Source organism: Streptomyces aquilus, from assembly GCF_003955715.1.
Taxonomy (GTDB): domain Bacteria; phylum Actinomycetota; class Actinomycetes; order Streptomycetales; family Streptomycetaceae; genus Streptomyces; species Streptomyces aquilus.
The window spans coordinates 7,825,972-7,848,555 of record NZ_CP034463.1; the positions used below are offsets into that span (position 1 = coordinate 7,825,972).

At 72.4% G+C, this 22,584-nt stretch carries 20 protein-coding genes; 10 read left to right on the forward strand and 10 right to left on the reverse strand.

Going from position 1 to position 22,584, the window contains the following annotated elements; translation table 11 throughout:
- The first annotated feature begins 78 nt into the window (after positions 1–78).
- Positions 79–1,134: a uroporphyrinogen decarboxylase gene (hemE, locus tag EJC51_RS35995; protein ID WP_126274867.1), complete on the forward strand. Its 1,056-nt coding sequence runs from the start codon at positions 79–81 to the stop codon at positions 1,132–1,134.
- A gap of 1 nt (position 1,135) precedes the next feature.
- Here hemE and EJC51_RS36000 read toward each other — a convergent pair whose 3' ends face one another.
- A complete protein-coding gene (locus EJC51_RS36000; RefSeq protein WP_126274868.1) occupies positions 1,136–1,954 on the reverse strand; it encodes a rhomboid family intramembrane serine protease in 819 nt (272 codons plus the stop codon).
- A 125-nt stretch (positions 1,955–2,079) separates the two neighbouring features.
- On the opposite strand from EJC51_RS36000, the gene EJC51_RS36005 reads away from it, so the two are divergent.
- Positions 2,080–2,403: a hypothetical protein gene (locus EJC51_RS36005; RefSeq protein ID WP_059195619.1), complete on the forward strand. Its 324-nt coding sequence runs from the start codon at positions 2,080–2,082 to the stop codon at positions 2,401–2,403.
- Positions 2,404–2,406: 3 nt separating this feature from the next.
- Here the strand turns inward: EJC51_RS36005 and EJC51_RS36010 are convergent, their stop codons facing one another.
- Together EJC51_RS36010 and EJC51_RS36015 are read right to left on the reverse strand one after the other, a co-directional pair.
- Positions 2,407–3,792, reverse strand: coding sequence for an FAD-dependent oxidoreductase (locus EJC51_RS36010; RefSeq protein ID WP_126274869.1), 1,386 nt, complete (start codon positions 3,790–3,792; stop codon positions 2,407–2,409).
- A gap of 27 nt (positions 3,793–3,819) precedes the next feature.
- Complete coding sequence (locus tag EJC51_RS36015) at positions 3,820–4,806, reverse strand: DUF4349 domain-containing protein (protein ID WP_126274870.1); 987 nt, start codon at positions 4,804–4,806, stop codon at positions 3,820–3,822.
- Between the two features lie 192 nt (positions 4,807–4,998).
- Between EJC51_RS36015 and hemG the strand changes: the two genes are divergently transcribed.
- Both hemG and hemQ read left to right on the forward strand, forming a co-directional pair.
- Positions 4,999–6,450, forward strand: a complete 1,452-nt coding sequence (gene hemG, locus EJC51_RS36020) for a protoporphyrinogen oxidase (protein WP_126274871.1) — start codon at positions 4,999–5,001, stop codon at positions 6,448–6,450.
- A 5-nt stretch (positions 6,451–6,455) separates the two neighbouring features.
- Entirely contained in the window at positions 6,456–7,187 is a 732-nt protein-coding gene (gene hemQ / locus EJC51_RS36025; RefSeq protein ID WP_126274872.1) for a hydrogen peroxide-dependent heme synthase, read from the forward strand.
- On the opposite strand, the gene EJC51_RS36030 is transcribed toward hemQ, so the two are convergent.
- From EJC51_RS36030 to EJC51_RS36055, 6 genes are all read right to left on the reverse strand, one after another.
- On the reverse strand, positions 7,188–8,765 hold the full coding sequence (locus EJC51_RS36030; protein ID WP_126274873.1) for an alpha/beta hydrolase: 1,578 nt from the start codon (positions 8,763–8,765) through the stop codon (positions 7,188–7,190).
- Between the two features lie 98 nt (positions 8,766–8,863).
- Complete coding sequence (locus EJC51_RS36035) at positions 8,864–9,664, reverse strand: TIGR04222 domain-containing membrane protein (RefSeq protein WP_126274874.1); 801 nt, start codon at positions 9,662–9,664, stop codon at positions 8,864–8,866.
- 95 nt (positions 9,665–9,759) lie between these two features.
- Positions 9,760–10,539 carry a DUF4142 domain-containing protein gene (locus EJC51_RS36040; protein WP_126274875.1) on the reverse strand — a complete coding sequence of 260 codons (780 nt, stop codon included), beginning with the start codon at positions 10,537–10,539 and terminating at the stop codon, positions 9,760–9,762.
- Between the two features lie 93 nt (positions 10,540–10,632).
- Entirely contained in the window at positions 10,633–11,940 is a 1,308-nt protein-coding gene (locus tag EJC51_RS36045) for an MbnB/TglH/ChrH family RiPP precursor modification enzyme (RefSeq protein WP_126274876.1), read from the reverse strand.
- A gap of 116 nt (positions 11,941–12,056) precedes the next feature.
- Positions 12,057–12,524 (reverse strand): hypothetical protein, encoded by a 468-nt coding sequence (locus tag EJC51_RS36050; protein WP_126274877.1) that lies wholly within the window; start codon positions 12,522–12,524, stop codon positions 12,057–12,059.
- 4 nt (positions 12,525–12,528) lie between these two features.
- A complete protein-coding gene (locus EJC51_RS36055; RefSeq protein WP_126274878.1) occupies positions 12,529–16,557 on the reverse strand; it encodes a golvesin C-terminal-like domain-containing protein in 4,029 nt (1,342 codons plus the stop codon).
- 165 nt (positions 16,558–16,722) lie between these two features.
- On the opposite strand from EJC51_RS36055, the gene EJC51_RS47930 reads away from it, so the two are divergent.
- The 6 genes from EJC51_RS47930 (at position 16,723) to EJC51_RS36080 (ending at position 21,849) form a co-directional block, all read left to right on the forward strand.
- On the forward strand, positions 16,723–16,872 hold the full coding sequence (locus EJC51_RS47930) for a hypothetical protein (protein WP_165951268.1): 150 nt from the start codon (positions 16,723–16,725) through the stop codon (positions 16,870–16,872).
- A gap of 95 nt (positions 16,873–16,967) precedes the next feature.
- Complete coding sequence (locus tag EJC51_RS36060) at positions 16,968–17,501, forward strand: hypothetical protein (RefSeq protein WP_126274879.1); 534 nt, start codon at positions 16,968–16,970, stop codon at positions 17,499–17,501.
- Between the two features lie 44 nt (positions 17,502–17,545).
- Positions 17,546–18,490 (forward strand): hypothetical protein, encoded by a 945-nt coding sequence (locus EJC51_RS36065; RefSeq protein WP_126274880.1) that lies wholly within the window; start codon positions 17,546–17,548, stop codon positions 18,488–18,490.
- Positions 18,491–18,560: 70 nt separating this feature from the next.
- Complete coding sequence (locus EJC51_RS36070) at positions 18,561–19,838, forward strand: peptidoglycan-binding domain-containing protein (protein WP_126274881.1); 1,278 nt, start codon at positions 18,561–18,563, stop codon at positions 19,836–19,838.
- Positions 19,835–20,596 (forward strand): ABC transporter ATP-binding protein, encoded by a 762-nt coding sequence (locus EJC51_RS36075; protein WP_126274882.1) that lies wholly within the window; start codon positions 19,835–19,837, stop codon positions 20,594–20,596. Before EJC51_RS36070 ends, EJC51_RS36075 begins: the two co-directional genes overlap by 4 nt.
- The gene (locus EJC51_RS36080; RefSeq protein WP_126274883.1) at positions 20,593–21,849 is read left to right on the forward strand and encodes an ABC transporter permease; all 1,257 of its coding nucleotides are present in this window, start codon (positions 20,593–20,595) and stop codon (positions 21,847–21,849) included. The genes EJC51_RS36075 and EJC51_RS36080 overlap by 4 nt, the downstream gene beginning before the upstream one ends.
- 7 nt (positions 21,850–21,856) lie before the next feature.
- Here the strand turns inward: EJC51_RS36080 and EJC51_RS36085 are convergent, their stop codons facing one another.
- Positions 21,857–22,561 carry a peptidyl-tRNA hydrolase gene (locus tag EJC51_RS36085; RefSeq protein WP_126274884.1) on the reverse strand — a complete coding sequence of 235 codons (705 nt, stop codon included), beginning with the start codon at positions 22,559–22,561 and terminating at the stop codon, positions 21,857–21,859.
- Positions 22,562–22,584 lie beyond the last annotated feature (23 nt).

Below are 22,584 nucleotides of genomic sequence, written 5' to 3' on the forward strand. Positions count from 1 at the left end.
AACGGGCGCCAGGTCACCGGCGAACCGGCACCGACGCCGGGCACCGGGCACTGCGGACGCCGTGCGAAACTTGCCGACGTGAGTGCTAACCAGACGCCGCCGTCCGCCACGTACGAATCCGCCTTCCTCAAGGCCTGCCGGCGCGAGCCCGTGCCGCACACGCCGGTGTGGTTCATGCGGCAGGCCGGGCGCTCACTGCCGGAGTACCGCAAGGTCCGCGAGGGCGTCCCGATGCTCGAGTCCTGCATGCGGCCCGAGCTGGTCACCGAGATCACCCTCCAGCCCGTGCGCCGGCACGGCGTGGACGCGGCGATCTACTTCAGCGACATCGTCGTCCCGCTCAAGGCCATCGGCATCGACCTCGACATCAAGCCCGGCGTCGGCCCGGTCGTCGAGAAGCCGATCCGCACCCGCGCCGACCTGGCCCAGCTGCGCGACCTCACCCCCGAGGACGTCTCCTACGTCACCGAGGCCGTCGGCCTGCTGACCGCCGAGCTCGGCGCCACCCCGCTCATCGGTTTCGCCGGCGCACCTTTCACCCTCGCGAGTTACCTCGTCGAGGGCGGTCCGTCGCGCACGTACGAGAACGCCAAGGCGATGATGTACGGCGACCCGGAGCTCTGGGCCGACCTGCTGGACCGCCTGGCCGACATCACGGCCGCCTTCCTGAAGGTGCAGATCGAGGCGGGCGCCTCCGCCGTCCAGCTCTTCGACTCCTGGGCCGGCGCCCTCGCCCCCGTCGACTACCGCCGCTCGGTGATGGCCGCCTCCGCGAAGGTGCTCGACGCCGTCGCCGGATACGGCGTCCCGCGCATCCACTTCGGCGTCGGCACCGGCGAGCTGCTGGGCCTCATGGGCGAGGCCGGCGCGGACGTCGTCGGCGTCGACTACCGGGTGTCGCTCGACGAGGCCGCCCGCCGCGTCGGCCCCGGCAAGGCGCTCCAGGGCAACCTCGACCCGACCGTCCTGTTCGCCGGCACCGACGCGGTCGAGGCCAAGACCCGCGAGGTCCTGGAGACGGCGAAGGACCTGGAGGGCCACGTCTTCAACCTCGGCCACGGCGTCATGCCGTCCACCGACCCGGACGCGCTGACCCGGCTCGTGGAGTACGTCCACACGCGGACGGCCCGCTGACCTACCAGGTGTGCCGGGGCCGCGCCTTCCTGCCGAAGAGCAGGCCGCGTGGTTCCGGCGGCGGGGTCGTGCCCGCCTTCAGCGGCCAGGCCAGCGCCATGCCGACGAGGAAGCCCACGACGTGCGCCGCGTACGCCACCGTGCCCGCGTCGGAGACGCCCTCGCCGGACGAGTAGACGGCCTGGAGCGCGAACCAGAAGCCCAGCACCAGCCAGGCCGGCAGCCTCAGCGGCAGGAAGACCAGGAACGGGACCAGCACCCACACCCTGGCCTTCGGATACAGCACCAGGTAGGCGCCCAGCACCCCCGCGATGGCGCCGGACGCGCCGATCAGCGGGTCGCCGGAGTCGGCGTTGAGGAACGCGAAGCCGTACGACGCCGCGTAGCCGCAGACGACGTAGAACAGCGCGAAGCGCACATGGCCCATGCGGTCCTCGACGTTGTTGCCGAAGATCAGCAGGAACAGCATGTTGCCCAGCAGGTGCAGCCAGCCGCCGTGCAGGAACATCGCGGTGAACACGGACAGGAACGGGGACTTGTCGTAGCCCGGCGGCCCGACCACGCACCCCCGGCCGCCCGGACCGACCTCGCCCGTGGGCACGAGGCGGGGCAGCTGATGGTGGATCAGCTCCTGCGGCACCGCCGCGTAGTGGTCCAGGAAGGCCTGGAGATGACAGAGCTGGGACAGGCTGCTGTCGCCCGCCACGGAGCCGGCCAGGCCGGGCGTGTACAGGAAGACCAGCACGTTCGCGGCGATGAGCGCATACGTCACCACAGGGGTGCGGCGCACCGGGTTCACGTCATGGACGGGGATGACCACAAGGAAGTAGTGCCCGCGATGCGGTTCCCGAATCGGTGAACACCCGCACGCGCGCGTGCGTATGACTTCTCAACTGCCCGCGGCACGGGGAAGGCAGGTCGCGGGGTGAACGTGAGGAACAGGCGATGAACGACCGAGTTACTCCTCCGATCCACGCGCTGCCCGACGGCGAGGCCGAGGTCGCCGTGGTGCTGAGACTGCCCTGGGAAGACGTGGCCCGGCTGGGCCAGGACGCGGGGCGGCTCGCTACGCAGATGCAGCGGCCGGTGACGCTGGACGAGGCGGTGAGCCACCGGCTGCGGTCCACCCGGCCCGCGGCCCACGCGAAACCGGCGGGGGAGCAGCCGGCCGCGGTGGCCGCGCCGAGCGCCTCCGTCTCCTCCCTGCCGCCCCGCCCGGCCGCCGACCAGACCCGTCAGGCCATCGAACGCATCAACGGATCGGCGTAGTCGTCACGCGGCCCGCAGTTTCGAAGCGGCCTTGCGGGCCGCCACCAGCACCGGGTCCCACACGGGGCTGAACGGTGGGGCGTAGCCCAGGTCCAGGGCCGTCATCTGCTCCACCGTCATGCCGGCCGTGAGCGCCACCGCCGCGATGTCCACCCGCTTGCCCGCGCCCTCCCTCCCGACGATCTGCACACCGAGCAGCCGCCCCGTGCGGCGCTCGGCGAGCATCTTCACCGTCATGAGGGAGGCGCCGGGGTAGTAGCCCGCCCGGGACGTGGACTCGATGGTCACCGCCTCGTACTGGAGGCCCGCCCTGCGCGCGTCCTTCTCGCGCAGGCCGGTACGGGCGATCTCCAGGTCGCACACCTTGCTCACCGCCGTGCCGACCACGCCCGGGAAGGTGGCGTAACCGCCGCCCACGTTCGCGCCGATGACCTGGCCGTGCTTGTTGGCGTGCGTACCGAGCGCGATGTGGCGCTCCTGGCCGGAGACCAGGTCGAGGACCTCCACGCAGTCGCCGCCGGCCCAGATGTTCTCGTGCCCGCGCACCCGCTGGGCGAGGTCGGTCAGCAGCCCGTCGTGCCGGCCCACGGGCAGCCCCGCCGCCTTGGCCAGCGAGGTCTCCGGGCGCACCCCGATGCCCAGCACCACCACGTCCGCCGGATACTCGGCGTCCTCCGTGGCCACCGCCCGCACCCGGCCGTCCTCGCCGGTGAGGACCTTGGTGACCGTGGCGTCGTTGACCATGGTGATGCCCAGGCCCTCCATCGCCTCGTGCACCAGGCGGCCCATGTCCGCGTCGAGCGTCGACATCGGCTCGCTGCCCCGGTTGACGACGGTCACCTCGTAGCCGCGGTTGATGAGCGCCTCGGCCATCTCGACGCCGATGTACCCGGCGCCGACCACCACCGCCCTGCGGCCACGCGTGCGTGCCAGCGTGTCGAGCAGCGCCTGACCGTCGTCCAGGGTCTGCACCCCATGGACACCGGGGGCGTCGGCGCCCGGCATCTCCGGGCGGATCGGGCGGGCGCCGGTCGCGATCACGAGTTTGTCGTACGACGTCCAGGACTCGGCCCCGGAATCGACGTCACGCGCGCGTACCCGCTGCCCGGCCACGTCGATCTCCGTGACCTCCGTCCGCATGCGCAGGTCGATGCCCCGCGCGCGGTGCTCCTCGGGCGTGCGGGCGATCAGCTCGTCCCGCTCCTCGACGTCGCCGCCCACCCAGTACGGGATGCCGCACGCCGAGTAGGACGTGAAGTGACCCCGCTCGAACGCCACGATCTCCAGTGCCTCGGGCCCCTTCAGCCGGCGGGCCTGGGACGCCGCGGACATCCCCGCGGCGTCTCCGCCGATCACGACCAGTCGTTCGCTCGCAGCGCTCATGTTCATGCGAACACGCTACGGGGACAGGGCATTTCAGTCCTGTTCGCCGCCCTGTTCGCCGCCCTGTTCCCGGCTGGGCGCGGTGCGGGCGACCGGGAGCGGGCCGAGGGCCGTCGACGCGGACACCGGGGCCGGGCGGCGCGGCAGCCGGGGGCGGATCAGCCGCAGCCACGCCAGCAGGAGCAGCGCCAGCACCGAGGCGAAGGGGAGCACGGCGGCCAGTGCCACCACGATCCACCGCAGCATCGACACGAACGCGTCCCAGCCGCCCGACAGCGCGTCCATGACCCCCGGATCGTCGTCCTCCGCGGCCTTCGCCACCGGCTTCTCGGACAGCGACAGCGTGATGGTGGCCAGACTCGTGCGGTCCTTCAGGGACGCCTGACGGGCCAGCAGCGCCTCCAGGTCGGCCTGGCGGCTGCTCAGTTCGCCCTCCAGGGCGACCACGTCGCTCAGCTTGGTGGCCTGGTCCATCAGCTCCCGGATGCGGGCCACGCTCGCCCGCTGCGTCTTGATGCGGCTGTCCACGTCGACGACCTGATCGGTGACGTCCTGCGCCTTCGCGGTGCGCTCGACGAGCTTGCCCGCGCCCTCCAACTCGGCCAGCACCTCCTCGTACTTGTCGACGGGCACCCGCAGCGTCACCCGCGTCTCCTCCGCGCCCTGCTCGTCACGGGAGGTGGACTCTTTGCCGACGTAACCGCCCGCGTTCTCGGTGGTCGTCCGGGCCGCTTCCAGCGCCTTCGGCACGTCCTTGACCTGCACGGTGAGTTCGGCGGTACGGATGATGTGGCTGGTGGGGAGGCTGGGCGCGGTGCTCGCCTGCCTGCCGCCCGCGCCGCTGTCGCTGTCGGCGGCGCCGCCCGGGGCGCCCTCCTTCGCCTCCGACAGCGCGGCGCTGTCACTGCCGGCACCGCTGTCGGAGGAGTCGGAGGCGGTGCAGCCGGACAGGGCCAGCGCGGCGGCCAGCAGGAGGCCGGCCAGGGCCGGGACAGGTCGTACGGAACGTCGTGCGCGCATCTGGCGTACCCCCGGGTCGTGACGACGGACATTCGCTCCTTCGACGCCCGGCCGTGCCGGAACGTTGGAGCGCGACGGTCCCGATGCGGTCACGGTCGGGACGCGGGCGGGACACGACGGGGACGTGCACGGGACCTGGTCGGGCCAAAGGTCCCTGGCCGGACTGTCGGTGGCGTCTGAGAGGGTGGAGCCATGAGCGGATCAGGTACGACGGGACACGTCGTCGTCATCGGAGCCGGGATCGCGGGACTGGCCGCGGCTCACCGGCTGCTGCAGCGCGGGGCGCGAGTGACCGTGCTGGAGGCGTCCGGCCGCGTCGGCGGCAAGCTGCTGCCCGGCGAGATCGCCGGCGCGCGCGTGGACCTCGGCGCCGAGTCGATGCTGGCGCGCAGACCCGAGGCCGTCGCCCTCGCCCGTGAGGTCGGCCTCACCGACCGCCTCCAGCCCCCCGCCACCGCCACCGCCTCGATCTGGACCCGCGGCGCCCTGCGCCCCATGCCCAAGGGCCATGTCATGGGCGTCCCCGGTACCGCCGCCGCCCTCGAAGGCGTCCTCTCCGAGGAGGGCCTCGCCCGTATCGACCGCGACGCCGACCTGCCGCGCACGGAGGTCGGCGACGACGTGGCGGTCGGCGAGTACGTGGCCGCACGGCTCGGCCGCGAGGTCGTCGACCGGCTGATCGAGCCGCTGCTCGGCGGGGTGTACGCGGGCGACGCCTACCGGATCTCGATGCGCTCGGCGGTCCCGCAGCTGTTCCAGGCGGCGAAGACCCACACCTCGCTCACCGAGGCCGTCCGCGACATCCAGGCAAGGGCCGCCGCCAACCAGCAGACGGGCCCGGTGTTCATGGGCCTTCAGGGCGGCGTCGGCGGCCTCCCGCTCGCCGTCGCCGACTCGGTCCGCGCGCGCGGCGGCGAGATCGTCACCGACGCGCCCGTCACCGAGCTGCGCCGCGCCGGCGCCGAGGGCTGGCGGATCGTCACCGGCGACCGCACCCTGCATGCCGACTCCGTGATCGTCGCCGTCCCCGCCCCGGCCGCCGCCGACCTGCTGCGCGCCGAGTCCTCCGAGGCCGCCGCCGAGCTCGCCGGCGTCGAGTACGCGTCCATGGCCCTGGTCACCCTCGCCTACCGCCGCACCGACACCGACCTCCCGGCGGGCAGCGGCTTCCTGGTGCCGCCCGTCGACGGCCGCACCATCAAGGCGTCCACGTTCGCGTCCCAGAAGTGGGGCTGGATCGCCGACGAGAACCCGGACGTCGTCGTCCTGCGCACCTCGGTCGGCCGCTACGGCGAGACGGCGATCCTGGAGCGCGACGACGCCGACCTCGTCGACGTCTCCCGCCGCGACCTGCGCGAGGCCACCGGCCTCGACGCCCGTCCTCTCGAAACCCGCGTCACCCGCTGGACCGACGGCCTGCCCCAGTACCCGGTCGGCCACCACGCGCGTGTGGCCCGCCTCCGCGACCACGTGGCCAAGCTTCCCGGCATCGCCGTCTGCGGAGCGCAGTACGACGGCGTCGGCATCCCCGCCTGCATCGCGAGCGCGTACGCGGCGGTCGACCAGATCCACGGCGACGAGCGCGGTGTGCAGGAGCTCACCGCCCACCCGGTGCAGAGTCTGCACGGAGGAGCAGGAGAATAAGGACCATGAGCAACGAAGCCCCCACCCCCGAGGCCGGCCGGATCCCGAACAAGGGCAAGCTGGCCAAGGACCTGAACGAGGTCATCCGCTACACGCTCTGGTCCGTCTTCAAGCTGAAGGACGTCCTCCCCGAGGACCGCGCGGGCTACGCGGACGAGGTCCAGGAGCTGTTCGACCAGCTCGCCGCGAAGGACGTCACGATCCGCGGCACCTACGACGTGTCCGGCCTCCGCGCCGACGCCGACCTCATGATCTGGTGGCACGCCGAGACCGCCGACCAGCTCCAGGAGGCGTACAACCTCTTCCGCCGCACCAAGCTGGGCCGCGCCCTGGAGCCGGTCTGGTCGAACATGGCGCTGCACCGCCCCGCCGAGTTCAACCGCTCGCACATCCCGGCGTTCCTCGCCGACGAGACGCCGCGCAACTACGTCAGCGTCTACCCCTTCGTGCGGTCCTACGACTGGTACCTCCTGCCCGACGAGGACCGCCGCCGCATGCTCGCCGACCACGGCAAGATGGCCCGCGGCTACCCGGACGTCCGCGCCAACACGGTCGCCTCCTTCTCCCTCGGCGACTACGAGTGGCTCCTGGCCTTCGAGGCCGACGAGCTGTACCGCATCGTCGACCTCATGCGCCACCTGCGCGCGTCGGAGGCCCGCATGCACGTCCGCGAGGAGGTCCCGTTCTTCACGGGCCGCCGCAAGGACATCGGGGATCTGGTCGCCGGCCTGGCCTGATCAGCCTCGGGGCTCGGGCTCCGGGTGCGGTGCGCAGGCCGCGCGCCGCACCGGGAGCCGGCCCTCCAACAGGTACGCGTCCAGGTACCCGTTGACGCACCGGTTCGGCCCGCCCGCGATCCCGTGGGTCCCCGCGTCCCGCTCGGTCACCAGCACCGACCCCGACAACCGCCGATGCAGCTCCAGCGCCCCCTCATAGGGCGCGGCCGCATCCCGCTCGGCCGCCAGGATCAGGGTCGACGGCAGCTCACCCGGCCCGGTTCGCACATCGAGCGGCTCCTGACGCGGCGCCTGCCAGTAGGCGCAGGGCAGGTTCATCCACACGTTGTCCCAGGTCTCGAACGGCGCCACCCGGGCGAGCCGCGTGTTGTCCCGGTCCCACACCTCCCAGTCCGTGGGCCAGGACGCGTCGTTGCACTCGACGGCCGTGTACACCGCGCTGGAGTTCTCGGCCTCCTTCGCCGCCTCCGGATGCGGCCCCGCCTGCTCGATCAGCGGCTTGGGGTCGCCCTTCAGATAGGCGGACAGCGCCTGCGCCCGGTGCGGCCAGAAGTCGTCGTAGTACCCGGCCGTCAGGAACGCCCCCTGCAACTGACCGGGCCCGACCTTCCCGCCGGCCGGGTCCGCCGCCAGCTGGGCCGCCGCCTTGTCGTAGCTGCGCTGCACCTTCTCGGCCGTGTCGCCGAGGCCGTACGCCTTGTCGTGCCGGGCGGCCCACTCCCGGAAGTCCGCCCAGCGGTCCTCGAACGCGGCCGACTGGGCGAGGTTGTTGCGGTACCAGACCTCCTCCGGGTCCGGGTTCACCGCCGCGTCGAACACCATCCGCCGCACGTGCGAGGGGAACAGCGTCGCGTACAGCGCCCCGAAGTAGGTGCCGTACGACGCCCCCATGAACGTCAGCCTCTCCTCGCCCAGCGCGGCCCGCAGGACGTCGAGGTCGCGGGCGTTGTTGAGGGAGGTGTAGTGCCGCAGCGCGCTGCCCGCCCGCCGGGCGCAGCCGCGCGCGTAGGCCTTCGCCTCGGCGATGCGCTCCCGCTTGTACGACTCCGAGGGGTGCGTCGGCGCCGGTGAGGGCGCCTTGAGGAAGTGCTTGGGGTCCTCGCAGGACAGCGGGGCGGAGCGGCCGACGCCGCGCGGGGCGTAGCCGACGAGGTCGTAGGCCGCCGCGAGCCGCTTCCACTCGGGCAGGTAGCCCATGAGCGGGAAGTACATGCCGGAGCCGCCCGGGCCGCCGGGGTTGTAGACCAGGGAGCCCTGCCGGGGGACCTTGCGCTTGCTGTTGTGCGGGTCCTTGTGGGTGGCCCGGACCCGGCTGACGGTGAGCTTGATCTGCTTGCCGCCGGGGTGCGCGTAGTCGAGCGGGACGGTGACCGTGCCGCACTGCATCGCGGCCGGCAGGTCCTCCGCGTCCGGGCATCTGCCGAAGGTGATCCCGGCCGCCTCGGCCCGCGCGGCGGCGGTCGCGGCGCCGCGCAGCTCGGCCGTGCCCGGGGCGGCGGCGGGGGCGCCGCCCGGGGCGGCCGCGAGTGTGGTCAGGATCAAGGTCCCGGCGGCCGAGTAGAGGGCGGGGGCTCTCATCGCGTATCCCTTCGGTGCACGGCAGCAACAAAAGGGATGTTTCGTTCGGTTGTTGGGGAAGGCAAGCACCGTCCGGCCGGTGTCGGCGCCAATGCCCCCTATGCGCCCCTGGTGTGCCCGGCGCGCCAGTGCTGCTCGCGGTCGGCGAAGGCCGCGCGCAGATCCGGTTCACCGACCGCGCGGACCCCTCGTACGGCGACGGTCGTCAGGTACGTACGGTCGTCGCCGCTCCCGGTGCGGCGGGCCAGGGCGCCGAGCAGGCGCTGGCCGGCGGGGGAGGCCCAGCGCGAGTAGGGGTGGACCTCGACGCGGGCGATGGCGAGGCAGCTCAGGGTGAGCGCGAGGGGCAGCGCGAACCAGAGGGCGATCAGCTGCCGCGGCATCTCCGACGGCGCGGGCGTCAGCAGCGCGGTCGCGCCCAGCGCGAGGACGACGAGCGCGGCGAGCTGCACCTGGCGCACGGCCGCCGCCACCGTCGTACGCGCCCCGTCCGGCACGGCGAGGCCCGCGCGCACCAGCCGGTCGGCGAGACCGCGCACCGGGGCCGCGGTCGCCGCCGCGTCCCGCGCCGGGGTGATGCGGGACTGGCCCTCCGGGCCGATCGCCCCTATGACGGAGCGCTCGATCTCGTCCCGGCCGCGCGGGTCGACGACCGTCGCCCAGCCGGTGTGCGCGAGGAGCAGTCGGCGCTGGCGCGCCATCGAGACCATGGTGAGGTCGGCGACCCGCCGGGGGCCGCCGGACAGGAACGCCGCCTCGTACAGCGTCAGGTCGTGCCCATGGCCCGCGGCCACTTCTTCCGTGTCCACGGCCGCAGCACGTACGGCGGCCAGGCACAACCGGGTGCACGCGGTACCGGCGGCGGCCCAGGCCAGCAGGAGGAGAAGGACCCAGAACATGACGCTGTTCTATGCGAATCGACCGCGAAGGCGCCATGCCTTGTTCACAATCCGGACGGAGCGTGGCCGGTACGTAATGTTCCCCTTGGGGCCGCTCAGGGCTCGCTCGGCGGCGGGCTGGTGGCGGGTGGGGGCAGTGAATACGTCGGGGACGCCGGTGGGGTGACCGGGATCGCCGGGGTCGGGTCGGTCGTCGGGCCGGGCGGGCCGGGGGTGTTGGTGATCGGGGGAGTGCTGCCGGAGGCCATCTCCTGGGCCAGGGCGTCCCAGTCGACGTACCCGGTGGCCTCCAGGATCTTGATGTGGTCGAGGACGGTGGTGTTCGCGTCGTCGGCGAGGGCGCGGACCAGGGAGTTGCGGGTGGTGGCCCGTACCTGGGCGACGACCGAGAAGACCCTGCCGTGGGCGATCCGCAGGATGTTGGCGAACTGCCGGTCGTACTCGACCCCTTGGGCCGAGCTCAGGGTGGCCAGCCACTGCTTCTGCTGGTCGCTCGGCTCGTTGGGGAGGGCGAGGCCGAGTTGCGAGGCCACGTCACGCACCCGCTGGTCCAGGAACGTGTGCCCCTCGACGAGGTGCTGTCCCGCGGTGCGCACCGCCTGTGTCGTGCCCTTCCGCAGGGCCTGCTGCCCGGCCGGCAGTTCCCACAGTCCGGCCAGCCGCACCTTGGTGACGAACTCCCGGTCGAGCGCCGACAGCGGGCCGTACCTCGTCGACACCGTCTGGGCGTTGAGCACGTCGACCGCGGTCCCGGAACGGTCGGCGTACGACCAGATCGGGAAGACGAGGGCCGCCAGGGTCGCCGCCAGGCCGGTGATGATGAGCCCGGTGCCACTGAAGATGCCTCGGCCGTTGACGGGGGGTCGGGGTCGCATGGTGCCTCCTGCTTGCGGCACCGCACGCCAGTGCGTTTCGGGTGCGCAGTTGGCATGTTACTTCGCGGTCACGTCGGCTGACGACCGTCCGCCTCAGCGGCGCAGCAGCACCCGCCGCGTCGCCCGCGCCAGCCGCACGCCCGGCCGGTGCGAGCGCGGCCGCGACCCCGACCGCTCCAGCCACCACTCCCGCAGCTCGGCCAGCGCCCGCTCGTCCCGGACCACCCCCGCTCCCAGCACGTATCCGGCGAAGTCCAACGCGTCCCTGCGGTACCCGCCGGTCATCGGGTGCCCATGGGCGTAACCGAGGAACGCGGCCCGGTACCCCGTGCCCAGAATCACCGGCAGTTCGGGCGCGACCTTCGCCACGACGTCCGCCCGCTTCCCGGCCAGCGCCCGCGCCTGCACCCCGAGCCGCACCCGGTCGAACCCCTCGGGCACGGGCGTCCCGGCGACGAGGGCGGACAGCAGCGCGGCCTGCGCGAGGGCGAGCCGCTGGCGGGCCGGGGCGGTGTCGGGCATGGAGGCGAGTCGGGTGGTGCGGGCGGCTTGCGTGCCCGGCGCGGCCCCCTGCTCCCGCCCCTTCTCCACCGCCCCCCGGATCGCCGCCAACTCCCCCTCCAGTTCCGCCGGTTCCGGGAAGTTCTCGTCCCGTTCCAGGAGGACCCCCGGCGGCGACACCCGGGACGCGAGGTCGGTGAGGATGTCGAGGACCGGGCGGGGGACCGGGTGGGCGTGGCTGTCGTGCCAGACGCCGTCCCGCTCGAAGCCGCCCGCCACGTGGACGTACGCGATGGCCTCCAGGGGGAGGTCGGCGAGAGCCTCGGCCGGGTCCTCGCCGCGGTTGACGTGGTTGGTGTGGAGGTTGGCGACGTCGATGAGGAGTCGTACGCCCGTACGGTCCGCCAGCTCGTACAGGAACTGCCCCTCCGTCATCTCCTCGTCCGGCCAGGCGATCAGCGCGGCGATGTTCTCGACGGCGAGCGGCACCGGCAGGGCGGCCTGGGCGATGCGGACGTTCTCGCACAGCACGTCGAGGGCGTCGCGGGTGCGGGGGACCGGCAGCAGATGGCCGGCCTCCAGGCGCGGGGAGGCCGTCAGGAGCCCGCCCGCCCGGACGAACGCGATGTGCTCGGTGACCAGGGGCGCGCCCAGCGCCTCGGCCCGCTCGGCGAGGGCGGTCAGGCGGCTCTCGTCCGGGCGGTCGGCGCCGCCGAGGCCGAGCGAGACGCCGTGCGGGACCACGGTCACCCCGCGCTCGCGCAGCCGCCGCAGCGACTCCGGCAGATGGCCGGGACAGGTGTTCTCGGCCACGACCTCGACCCAGTCGATGCCCGGCATGCGTTCCACGGCGTCCGCGATCTCCGGCCGCCAGCCGATCCCCGTGCCCAGTCGCTCCATGGTCCCCGTCCCCGTTTCCCCGTCGAGTGGCTTGCTCAGGTGCCCGCCGTGCCGTCCCCTTCGACGCCGTGCCGTTCCTGTGTGACGGGGGTATGGCCCTGGCGTCCGGAGCCGAATCACCCGGGGGGCGTCTTCAGAGCAACATTTGAGGTTGAGGCCGCTGGGCAGCCGGCCAGCGGCCGGCTGGTGACGGTGCCGGTGTGGCCGGCGGTGTACGAGTAGCACTGGGCCCAGTCGGACGCGGCGACCTGCACCACGACGGTGGTGCCGGCCGCGGTGCGGGCGACGGAACGGGGGCTTCGGGGACGTAGTACGGCGGCGATCTCCTGGTCGGTCAGGGTGCCGTCGGCATCGGCCTTCTGGAGCCGGGCCCTGAGCCGCTCGGCGGCGGCGGTGACGGCGGCCCGGGCGTCGCGCTCCCGGTCCCGCCCGCTGTCCTGCACGGCCTGGAAGAACCAGACCAGCACGCCCGCGGCCACCAGCACGCCGACCAGCACGGCCGCGCCGAGACAGCCGGCCGACCGGCCGAGGAACCCGGCCGGCCCGCTGTCGCGGCGCGGCGCATGCCGCGTGGGGGAGGTCACGCGGTCATGCTCCCGTATAGCCGATGGAGGTCAAGGCGCTCTCGACCACGTGCTCGTATCCGGTGGTGCCCGCGTTGTTCGGATGGAAGGCCTCGCGGCTCAGGCAGGTCTGACCGATGCCCGAGGCGGCGATGCACACGGCGTGCGGGTCCCCTTCGTGGAAGTCCCCGTCGCCGTTGGGGCCGAGCACGATCTTGTTGATCCACTCGTCGCTGTCGCAGCCGCCGTGGCCGACGAACGCCGAGACCGGATTGGCGTACGAGACGTCGTATCCGGCGGCGTGCAACTCGTCCACCTTGGCCTTCTGCGCGGTGTCCATGTAGTTGGCGAGGGTCGCCAGTGCGGCGGCCTCGTCGCCGTCGATGTACCAGGAGCCCGTGCACTTGACCGTGCGGCTGAGGATCTCCGGATAGCCGACGAGCAGGATCTTGGCGTTCGGCGCCTGCTGGGCGACGGCGGCCAGGGTGTTGCCGATGTCCTCCTTGGTCTGGTCGATCAACTTCTCGTACTTGCTGAGGAAGTCGCTGCCCGCGCAGTCCCCGAGGCCCGCGCAGTCCGTCACGGCGTTGACGAAGGCGCCGTAGTTGTTGCCGCCGATGGTGAGCGTCACCAGGGTCGTGTCCTTGGTGAGGACGCCCGAGTCCACTTGGGGGATCTCCCGGAACTCGCCGTCGCCGGCCGCGATGTCACCGCTCTGCCAGTAACTGGTGTCGACGGACCCGTCGACCTGCCAGGTGTGGGCGCCGGAGCAGGCGACGAAGCCGAGTTCCGCGTCGGGACTGTAGTTGTCGGACAGCAGGGACAGGCTCGCGGACTCGCCCGGCAGGACGAGCTTGCGGGGCCAGGCGTTGGCGCTGCGCCGGCAGGCGTCCCAGTCGACGGTTCCGTGGTCCTGGTCGGTCGACTTGTCGTAGGAGCCGGCGCCCTCGCCCGAGGAGTAGGAGTCGCCGAGCGCGGCCACGATGTGCCGCGGCTTGGCCGAGAGCCACTGGAAGCCGACGGCGTCCCAGGCCACGTCGTTGTCCGCCTGCCCCTCGGGGGTGTAGTTGGACAGCGTTACGCCCTGGAAATCGGAGCCGGCGGTGAAGTGGTAGATGCCCAGGCTCACCCACTGGTTGGCGTGGGCGACGGCGTTGATGATCCGGTTGTGGGTGGTGCCGTCGCCGAGGTGGATGGTGTAGACGGCCTGCTGGCTGCCGGAGCCGGTGTTGGGCAGATGCACCAGTACCCGGGTCCAGGAGGTGCGCTGGGTGTTGAGTCTCCAGGTGCCGGTGGCGGCCATCGCGCCGCTCGCGATGCCCGGGTCCGTGTCGGGATCGGACACGTTGGCCGTGGCGCCGTGGGCGTCGTCGCGGGCGTGGGCGTACCAGAAGTGGTCGCCGAAGCCACCGCCGATCTGGTGCAGGTCGCCCTTCGCCTCGTAGTGGCCCGCGGAGTCGGCGTTGAAACGGAAGCCGAAGGTCCCGGCGTTGGTCCAGCCCGACTTGGCGCAGTTGTCGGTGAACGTCGGGACGCTGCTCGACACGTCGTCCACGACCGTGAAGCCCAGATCGGAGTTGTCGCACATGGTGCCGGCGCCGTTGTTGCCGTTGCCCAGTTCGGTCCGGAGCGTCTTGTACGTCAGGTACTCGTGACCGCAGCTGTTGGGGCAGTCGACCTTCCAGGTGGTCTGGTTGGCGTGGTACCAGTGCGGTGGATCGCAGGTCTCGCCGAGGTGGTCGACCTCGCAGCGCGGCGGGTTGGCCGGGTCGCAGTCGTTGACGAGCGGGGCGCAGAAGGTGTCGAGGTCCGGCTTGACCGAGGAGCGGTCGGCGTCGGTGCTCCACCAGGCGGCCGAGTAGCCCGCGGTGTTGCTGTTGTTGGCGGTGCCGTCATCGGCGTAGGCGCGCCCGGTGTCGATCGGCCAGGCGCCCCAGCCGAGCACCTTCTCCTCGTACGACCAGTCCTGCGGATGCCCGGCGTCGGCGTAGGTGTTGCCGTCCAGGAAGGCGTGCCGGTCCGGCGGGTAGAGCGGGTTGGAGGGGTTGTTCAGCCAGCCCAGGCCCCAGTAGCCGGACGGGTTGGCCGGGATGTAGTAGTTGAGACCGGAGTTGTAGTCCCACAGGGCGGCGAACCAGTTCTCCGGTGCCGCGGGGTCGTCGGTGTTGAGCTTGATCGCGCCCGGAGTGACGGCCGTGTCGTGCAGCTCGTTCCACTTCTTCTCGAGCGTCTGCGCGGCGATGGCGATGTTGGACGTGTAGTCCAGTGCGATCGCCCGCTGCTGCGCGGCCGGGAGCTCGTCCACGGCACCGGTCTTCATTCCGTCGGTCTGCTGGCCGATGCCGTAGCCGCAGTCGGTCTTGGACCAGTCGATCTGCCAGTGGTCCTCAGGGGTCGCCGGGTCGCTGGGATGGCCGTAGAAGCCGTTGGTGCTGGCCAGGGTGGAGCTGGTCTGGCCGGGCAGGGCGCCGCCCTCGGCCTGCCACAGGTTGGACTCCTGGGCCAGTACGCCGAGGAGCACCTGAGCGGGGATGCGTCCGCCGCTGGTGCCGGTCAGCCCCGGCAGCGGGAACATGCCCTGCGGGTTCACCGTGCCCAGTCCGTCGGCCGTACGCCACCCGCCCTGGCGGACGTAGGTGCTGGTGAGGTCGGACCGGATGGCCATGTCGGCGGCCCACTCGACCTGGTTGGGGGTGGGCTGGTACGCCTGCTGCGCCGGGTCGTTGCGCGGCTGCGAACAGGTGCGGTCGTCGTCGATCGTGCTCGTGGGGCTGCCGGCCACCGCGGCCGACATCGTGGCCGCGGACCTCGACGGGGTGCCGGAGCCGGTCAGGGCCGGTGACGCCTGCCCGCCCGCGGCCTTGGCGCCGGTGGCGGCCGCACTCACGGTGAAGGAGATCTTCTTCCCGGTCGCGGGCACCTCGGTCTTGATCTTCAGTGGCGCCGCGGTGTTCCAGGCGGTCGCCGCGAGCGGGTCGCTGACGTGGCTGCGCAGGCTCGCGGACACGGCCTGGTCCACGGCGAGCGCGCCGGTCGAGGACACCTCTGCGTCCGCCGCGACCTTCAACTGCCGCACGGGCGAGGGAAGGTGTGTCACGGAGGTGGGTTTGCCGGTGAGGAAGACGCGGCCGGAGGTGCCGGCCGCCAGGCCCAGCGCGCCCGACCGGCCCCGGGCGAAGGTGGTGGTCCGGCCGGCCGCGGTGCGACGGGCGCGGGCCTTGCCGTCCTTCTGGTCCAGGAAGTCGACGCCTCCCTCGGCGTCGACGTGCAGCCCGAAGGCGGGTCCGGTGGTGGTGGCGAGCTCGGTGGTGTGGTTCTTCCGGTCGAAGCCGATCAGCCGGCCCGCCGCCGCGCCGACGATGCCGTCGGGTGTGGGGACCGCCGAGGTGACCTGGACGTTCTCGGTCTGCCTGCGGACGACGGCACCGGTGGCGGTGTTCACCGTCAACAGCCGTGTCTGGTTGCGCTGTTCGTCGCCCAGCTGGGTGAGCACGGCCGTCTCGCCGGTGCCGCAGCCCGGGTTGAAGTACCCGAGGGTGACCGTGTCGGCGAGCTTGGTGACCTTGCCGCTGGTCAGGTCGACGACGGCGGCGAAGCCGCCGCGCTCCATCAGCTCGGGGCTGTTGGTGAAGTCCCGGGGCGCGTAGACGACCACGGCCCGCTTGCCGGACCCGGTCACGCAGGCGTTCCCGATCCACAGGTCGGTGCCGAAGCCGGGCTCCGAGAGCGTGGCGACGGTCCGCCACTGGTAGGCCTTGCCGCTGTCGGCGGCCAGCACCCGCAGGGCGGAACCGTCACCGGCGACGGTCACCGCGCGGTCGGCGGACTTCCGCCAGCCGCTGGGCAGCTGCGTGTCCGGGGAGAGCACCTTCGGCGACCTGTCCTGGGCGGGCGCCTTGGGAGCGGGGTCGCCCGTGCCCGAGGACGCGGCGGCGGACGAGGGTGACCGGGAGGGTGGTGAGGCGAAGGCGGGGCCGGTCTGGGTCAGACCGGTGACCACCAGGGAAGTGGCGAGTAGGGCGATGGACGCACGTGCTCTGTGTCTCAGCCTCAAGGGTCCTCCAGGGTCCCGATGGGCAGGTGTGACCGACGGTGGGAGCAGAGGTGAGGGTGGGAGGCAGGCCACGCGTGCCGCCTCATCCCCGTTACGGGAGAAGGGAATTCCCGCAAGTGAAGCCGACACAAAGTACGTGCCGTGGCCCCGGGAAGGGAAGAGCTCATGACCATGAAACTCTTCGGCGATGTGGGGTTCTGTCGGAAACCATCGGTCCTGCCGCTGGTCAACGCGTGGGAAGTGACCGCGAATCACAAGGCATTTGGTGGCCAGGAGATTCAAGTGCGGGAAGTTGCTTGGCGGTTTCTTTGGTGATCCTTGGTTGTTCCTGTTCGGCCCCGGAGAGAATCCTGTAACTCGCCGATCACCGCGCGGAGTTTGCCTGCCTTCCTCACTGCAAAGGACGGGTCATGGTCCATGCTCTTCCCGTGTTCCGGAACATCAACAGACGGGCGGCGGCCATCGGCCTCGCCGTCGTCACCTGTGCCGGTGTCACCACGTTCGCCACCGGGAGCCAGGCGCACGCGGTCACCGTCATCTACTCCTCCTCGCCCTGCATCTCCAGGGACTCCAGGGGCTTCGACCCCGACTGCGAGGCGGACCTCTTCATCAACTACAACTCGTCGCCCCAAAGCGGTGTCCTGCCGGCGCCCGGTGCGATCGCCGACATGTACGGGGACATCTACGACTTCTCGGCAGGCCTGGACGGCAACGGGCAGTACGTCTTCGTCTTCAGCACCGCCGGCAGCCGGCCCGGTGCCGGACAGCAGATCAAGAACAACGCGGCCTCCGCGGATCCCTGCGGTGTGAACAGCTACCGCATCTACTACAACTCCGGATACTCCGGCCACTCCCAGTACTTCGGCTCCGACCGGTACTGCGACGGGGACTTCAACTTCGACTCCACGCTGAAGAACGAGGACGCCTCGGAGCACTGGTCCTGAAGACCCGTCATGGTCAGTGACTCGGTTGTCCACAAGGAGAGTTGATGCGTCGTCGGAGAGCTGTGAGCCCCGTGGTCGCCGTCGCGGCGGCGCTGCTCGCCCTGACCGGATGCTCCCCGGGCGGCGGGACCGGCACGCCCCGGGCAGGGGGTGCCACTCCCTCCGGGACCGGCGCCCCCGCCTGGCCCGCCGCGGTGCCCGCGTCGGGCCTCGCCAAGGGCCTGGTCCTGCCCATGGAGGCCTACATGGAGCCGTACGCGGACACCGTGGTCATCGACCGGGCCGTCGACCGGCTCACCACCCAGTGCATGAAGCGGTACGGCTACGCCTACACCCCTCCGGCCCGCGGTATGACGCCACCGCCCAGCAGCGACGACTCCAACATGCCGCGCCGCTACGGCATCACCGACGAGGACCTGGCCGCCAGGTTCGGCTACTTCCTCGGCGATCTCAACCAGACCCCGCCGCCGGCGCCGAAACTCACCCCCGCGGAGACGGCCGTGCTCACCGGCCGACTCGCCATCGCACGGGGCGCCAAGAAGGCCCCCGCGCGGATCGGCGGCAGGAGCATCCCCCAGGACGGATGCCTCGGCGAGGCGACCCGGAGGATCGGGCCGCGCATCGACGAGAGTCTGCCCAGCAAACTGGACTACGAGAGTCTGCGCCGCTCGCAGAGCGATCCCCGTGTGCTGGCCGTCATCGGCGCCTGGTCGCGGTGCATGAAGGCCAAGGGCTACACCGTGGACAGCCCGCTGAACGCCGCGAACCTCACCCCCGACACCCACGACGGGCAGACCGGGCAGGCGGACATCACCACGGCCCTGACCGACATCAAGTGCAAGCGGCAGACGGGCCTGGTGAAGACCTGGTTCACCGTGGAGTCCGCCATCCAGCGCGGACAGATCGAACAGCACCAGCTGGCCCTGACCCAGGTCAGGCAAAGGATCACCGCCGAGGTCAAGGCGGCGACCGGCGTACTGGGCCGCTGACCCGCGACACGACGGCGCAGCCGCGCCCGACGGCGCCGACTCACCTTCACCGAAAGGGACGCAAGACTCCATGGGATCGCGTACGGCCCGGCGGCGGCGCGCCGTCGTGGGCGTGGCCGCACTGGCCGGGCTGCTGTCGGTCGGCGGGCTGGCGGGATCAGGACTGGTGCGGTCGCCCTCGCAGGCCGCCGCGGACACCCGCCCGCCGGCGCCGAGCGTGATCACCGCGCCGGTGACGCGGCAGGTCCTGCGCTCCACCGTCGTGCTGCGGGGCACCTTCGCCGACGGCCGGACCGTGTCCGCCCAGCCGTCCTCGGTGGCCGAGACCGAAACTCCGTCCAGGCCCGCGCAGTTGATGGTCACCGGCGTGTTCACCCGGGCGGGCCGCTCCGTCCGGGCCGCCCGGGCGCTGGTGGAGTACTCGGGGCGGCCGGTGTTCGCGCTGCCGGGAGCCGTTCCGGCGTACCGGGACCTGGTCCACGGCGAACAGGGCGGCGATGTCGAGCAGTTGCAGAAGGCACTGGTCGCGCAGGGCTACGGCACCGGCGGCGACACCGCGGGTGTCTTCGGACCCGGCACCGAGCATGCGGTGCGCGAGCTGTACCGGCACCTCGGCTACCCCGTCCCCGTGACCCGTGACGCGAGCCCTCCCTCCGCCTCGGACGGCAAGGCCGCCACCGGAGCGGACGCGTCGGCCTCCCCGACGCCCCCACCCCAGGAGGCGCCCTCCTCCACCGCGCACGCCATGGTGCCCGCGTCGGAGGTGATCTTCGTACCGTCACTGCCCGCACGGGTGGTGTCCGTTCCGGTCCAGGTCGGCGACCCGGTCAAGGGTCCGGTGATCACACTCGCCCGCGGCGGCCTGACGCTCACCGGGCAACTGGACCCGGCCCAGGCCGGCCTCGTCACCCCGGGGATGAAGGTCTCCGTGCTCTCGGAGGCCACCGGTGCCCAGGCGCGCGCCACCGTGGAGTCGGTGGGCGCCCTCGTCACCCCGGGCGACGGCAAGGCAGGTACGTCGGACTCCGGCACGGTGGCGACCACGGGCGGCGGAGCCTACCGGCCGCTGGCCGTCAAGCCGGACAAGGCGTGGAACACGGCCTTCGCCGGCCAGGACGTACGCATCACGGTCACCGCCGCGTCGACCGCGAAGCCGGTGCTGGCGGTGCCCGAGGCCGCGATCACGGCCGGTGCCGACACCCACACCTCGGTCACCGTGGTCACCACCGCCGGAGAACGGCGGACCGTACGGGTGGCGACCGGGGCGTCCGCGGACGGCATGGTGCAGGTCACCCCGGAAAACGGCGCCCACCTGCAAGCCGGCGACCGGGTCGTGGTCGGGAAATGATCACAGCCCCCGAGGAGCGGACCCGCACCGCCCCGGAACCTCCCGCGGTGCTGCGGCTCGACGGCTGCTCGAAGACGTACCCCGGCTCCCCTCCCGTGCAGGCCCTGCACCCGGCCGACCTGACCGTGCGGGCCGGCGACTACCTCACCGTGGTCGGGCCGTCCGGCTCGGGGAAGTCCACGCTGCTGAATCTGCTCGGACTGCTGGACCGCCCCACCTCGGGCACCCTCACCTTCGCCGGGGTGGACGTGGCGGGGCTGCCCGAGCGGGCGCGCACGGCGCTGCGCGGACGCCGTATCGGCTTCGTCTTCCAGGAGTTCCATCTGCTGCCGTACCGCAGCGCGCTGGAGAACGTGGCACTCGCGCGGCTCTACGTCACCGACCGTGCCGCCGATCGCGTCCGCGCCGCCACCGACGCCCTGGAACGCGTCGGCCTCGGCCATCGCCTGGACGCCTCGCCCACCACTCTGTCCGGCGGTGAGCGGCAGCGGGTCGCCATCGCCCGCGCCCTGGTCAACGAGCCCGACCTGCTGTTGTGCGACGAGCCGACCGGCAACCTCGACTCCGTGACCGCCGCCACCGTGATGGACCTGCTGGGCGACCTCAACGAGGCGGGTGTCACCGTCATCGTCATCACGCACGATCCGGCGGTGGCCGCCCGCGCCCACCGCCGGATCACCATCCTCGACGGCCGCCTGTCGGCCCGCGACGCATCCGGCGTGCGCCCCCTCGGCGCGGAGAGGACCGGGACCGCGTGAGCACACTCCTGCCGGGCCGGCGCCGCCCCCGTACCCCGGCACCGGTTCCCCCGACCCGGCTGCACGCGCGCGACCTGCTCGCCGAGGCGCTCACCGGGCTGCTCCAGCGCCCCGGCCGGTCGGTGCTGACCATGCTCGGCACCGTCCTCGGCGTGTGGGCCTTCGTCGCGGTGCTCGGTCTGACGTCGACCGCGACCGGGCAGATCGGCGCATCCTTCAGTCTGCTGGAGGAGACCACCGTCACCGTGGACGACGCGGCCCCGGGCGGCGGGCGGGCCACCAGCTTCCCCGCCGACGCCGACGCCCGCCTCGGCAGGCTCAACGGGGTGGTGGCCGGCGGTACTTGGTGGCCGGTCCCGGTGCGCGCCCCGCTCATCTCGGCGCGGCCGGACGTCACGGCCGTGGGGGACCAGGGCGCCGACATCGGGGTGTACGCGGCCTCACCGGGGGCCCTGCGCGCCATGCAGCCCACCCTCGCCACGGGCACGCTCTACAACACCTTCCACCAGACCCGGGGCGAACGGGTGTGTCTGCTCGGCCTGTCCGCGGCCCGGTTGCTGGGCATCAGCCGGCTCGACGGGAGTCCGGCGGTCTTCGTCGACGGTGTCTCGTACAGCGTGGTGGGCATCCTCGCGGACACCGAACGGCTGCCGCAGACCCTGCTGGGCATGGTCATCCCCACGACCACGGCACTGCGCGAATACGGCGCCCCGCTCGACTCACCCGCTCAGGCACTGATCAGAACCCGCCCCGGGGCGGCCCAACTGGTCGCCCGGCAGGCGCCGCTCGCACTGCGCCCGGATCGGCCGGACCTCCTCAAGGCGACCCCGCCGCCCGACCCGCACGGCCTGCGGGACCAGGTCGACACCGATCTGTCCGGGCTCTTCCTGGCACTGGCCGTCATCTGCCTGGTCGTCGGGGCCTTCGGCATCGCCAACACCACCCTGGTCGCCGTCCTCGAGCGGACGTCCGAGATCGGCCTGCGCCGCGCCCTGGGCGCGCGGCCCCGCCACATCACCGCCCAGTTCCTCACCGAGTCCACGGCCCTGGGGACCCTCGGCGGCCTGATCGGCACCTCCCTGGGGGTCGCCACCGTGCTGGGCACGGCGGTGGTCCGCGACTGGACGGCCGTGCTCCAACCCGCGGCCGTGCTCCCGGCCCCCCTCGCCGGCACCGTCACCGGCCTGCTCGCGGGCCTCTACCCCGCGCTGCGGGCGGGCCGGGTCGAGCCGCTCGCGGCGCTGCGCCGCTGAACGCGGCTCAGGGCCGCGAGCGCAGCGCCGGGTGGTCCGCCACCACGGTGCAGGAGCCGGGAGCGATCTCCGTGAAGCCCGCGTCCCGGACCAACGGCAGCCCGCTGACGGTGAGTTCACGCCAGCGCTCTGGCGTCGCGGTCCGCACGGCCAGCGGGAAACCCGCCTCGCGCCAGGCGTCCCGCTCCTCGACCGACAGTTCCCACCAGGCGAGTTGGGCCCCATGCCCGGCCTGCGCCATCGCCTTGCCGGCCGACATGTCGAGATCCGGGCTCATCCACAGCACCGGCACCCCGGGATCGACGTCCCCGGGGGCCTCCGGGTCGTCGAGATCGGTCCCGGACACCTGGAGCTTGGCCAGCTCCTTCGGCCACCCGTCGAGCGGCACCGGCGGGAAGACCCGCACCTCGGCCGCCTTCCCGGTCACCGTGATCCCGGGCAGCGCCTCGGCCTTCCGCCACTCCGCCCCACGGGCCCGCCGCACGACCTTGCGGATCCGGGCGTCCTGCCAGTCCCGCATGACCTGAGCCCACTCGCCCTCACCGAGGGACCGCTCGTCACTCAGGATCAGGAGAACGGCACGGGCGGCCGTCTCCAGGGCGTCGGTACGGGCAGGAGGAGCGGCACGCTCGATGCGGACGACCAGAGGCAGGACGAACTGAGGGGCCTGGTCGCGCACATCGGCTTCGGGGGTAAAGGGGCTGGCGTTCACCCGGCCACCTTAAGGCGACATCA

Excerpts from the sequence above, each read along its gene's own strand:
- EJC51_RS36005 (WP_059195619.1), top strand. The coding sequence starts at position 2,080 with ATGAACGACCGAGTTACTCCTCCGATCCACGCGCTGCCCGACGGCGAG.
- EJC51_RS36010 (WP_126274869.1), bottom strand. The coding sequence starts at position 3,792 with ATGAACATGAGCGCTGCGAGCGAACGACTGGTCGTGATCGGCGGAGAC.
- EJC51_RS36015 (WP_126274870.1), bottom strand. The coding sequence starts at position 4,806 with ATGCGCGCACGACGTTCCGTACGACCTGTCCCGGCCCTGGCCGGCCTC.
- hemG (WP_126274871.1), top strand. The coding sequence starts at position 4,999 with ATGAGCGGATCAGGTACGACGGGACACGTCGTCGTCATCGGAGCCGGG.
- hemQ (WP_126274872.1), top strand. The coding sequence starts at position 6,456 with ATGAGCAACGAAGCCCCCACCCCCGAGGCCGGCCGGATCCCGAACAAG.
- EJC51_RS36030 (WP_126274873.1), bottom strand. The coding sequence starts at position 8,765 with ATGAGAGCCCCCGCCCTCTACTCGGCCGCCGGGACCTTGATCCTGACC.
- EJC51_RS36035 (WP_126274874.1), bottom strand. The coding sequence starts at position 9,664 with ATGTTCTGGGTCCTTCTCCTCCTGCTGGCCTGGGCCGCCGCCGGTACC.
- EJC51_RS36040 (WP_126274875.1), bottom strand. The coding sequence starts at position 10,539 with ATGCGACCCCGACCCCCCGTCAACGGCCGAGGCATCTTCAGTGGCACC.
- EJC51_RS36045 (WP_126274876.1), bottom strand. The coding sequence starts at position 11,940 with ATGGAGCGACTGGGCACGGGGATCGGCTGGCGGCCGGAGATCGCGGAC.
- EJC51_RS47930 (WP_165951268.1), top strand. The coding sequence starts at position 16,723 with ATGACCATGAAACTCTTCGGCGATGTGGGGTTCTGTCGGAAACCATCG.
- EJC51_RS36060 (WP_126274879.1), top strand. The coding sequence starts at position 16,968 with ATGGTCCATGCTCTTCCCGTGTTCCGGAACATCAACAGACGGGCGGCG.
- EJC51_RS36065 (WP_126274880.1), top strand. The coding sequence starts at position 17,546 with ATGCGTCGTCGGAGAGCTGTGAGCCCCGTGGTCGCCGTCGCGGCGGCG.
- EJC51_RS36070 (WP_126274881.1), top strand. The coding sequence starts at position 18,561 with ATGGGATCGCGTACGGCCCGGCGGCGGCGCGCCGTCGTGGGCGTGGCC.
- EJC51_RS36075 (WP_126274882.1), top strand. The coding sequence starts at position 19,835 with ATGATCACAGCCCCCGAGGAGCGGACCCGCACCGCCCCGGAACCTCCC.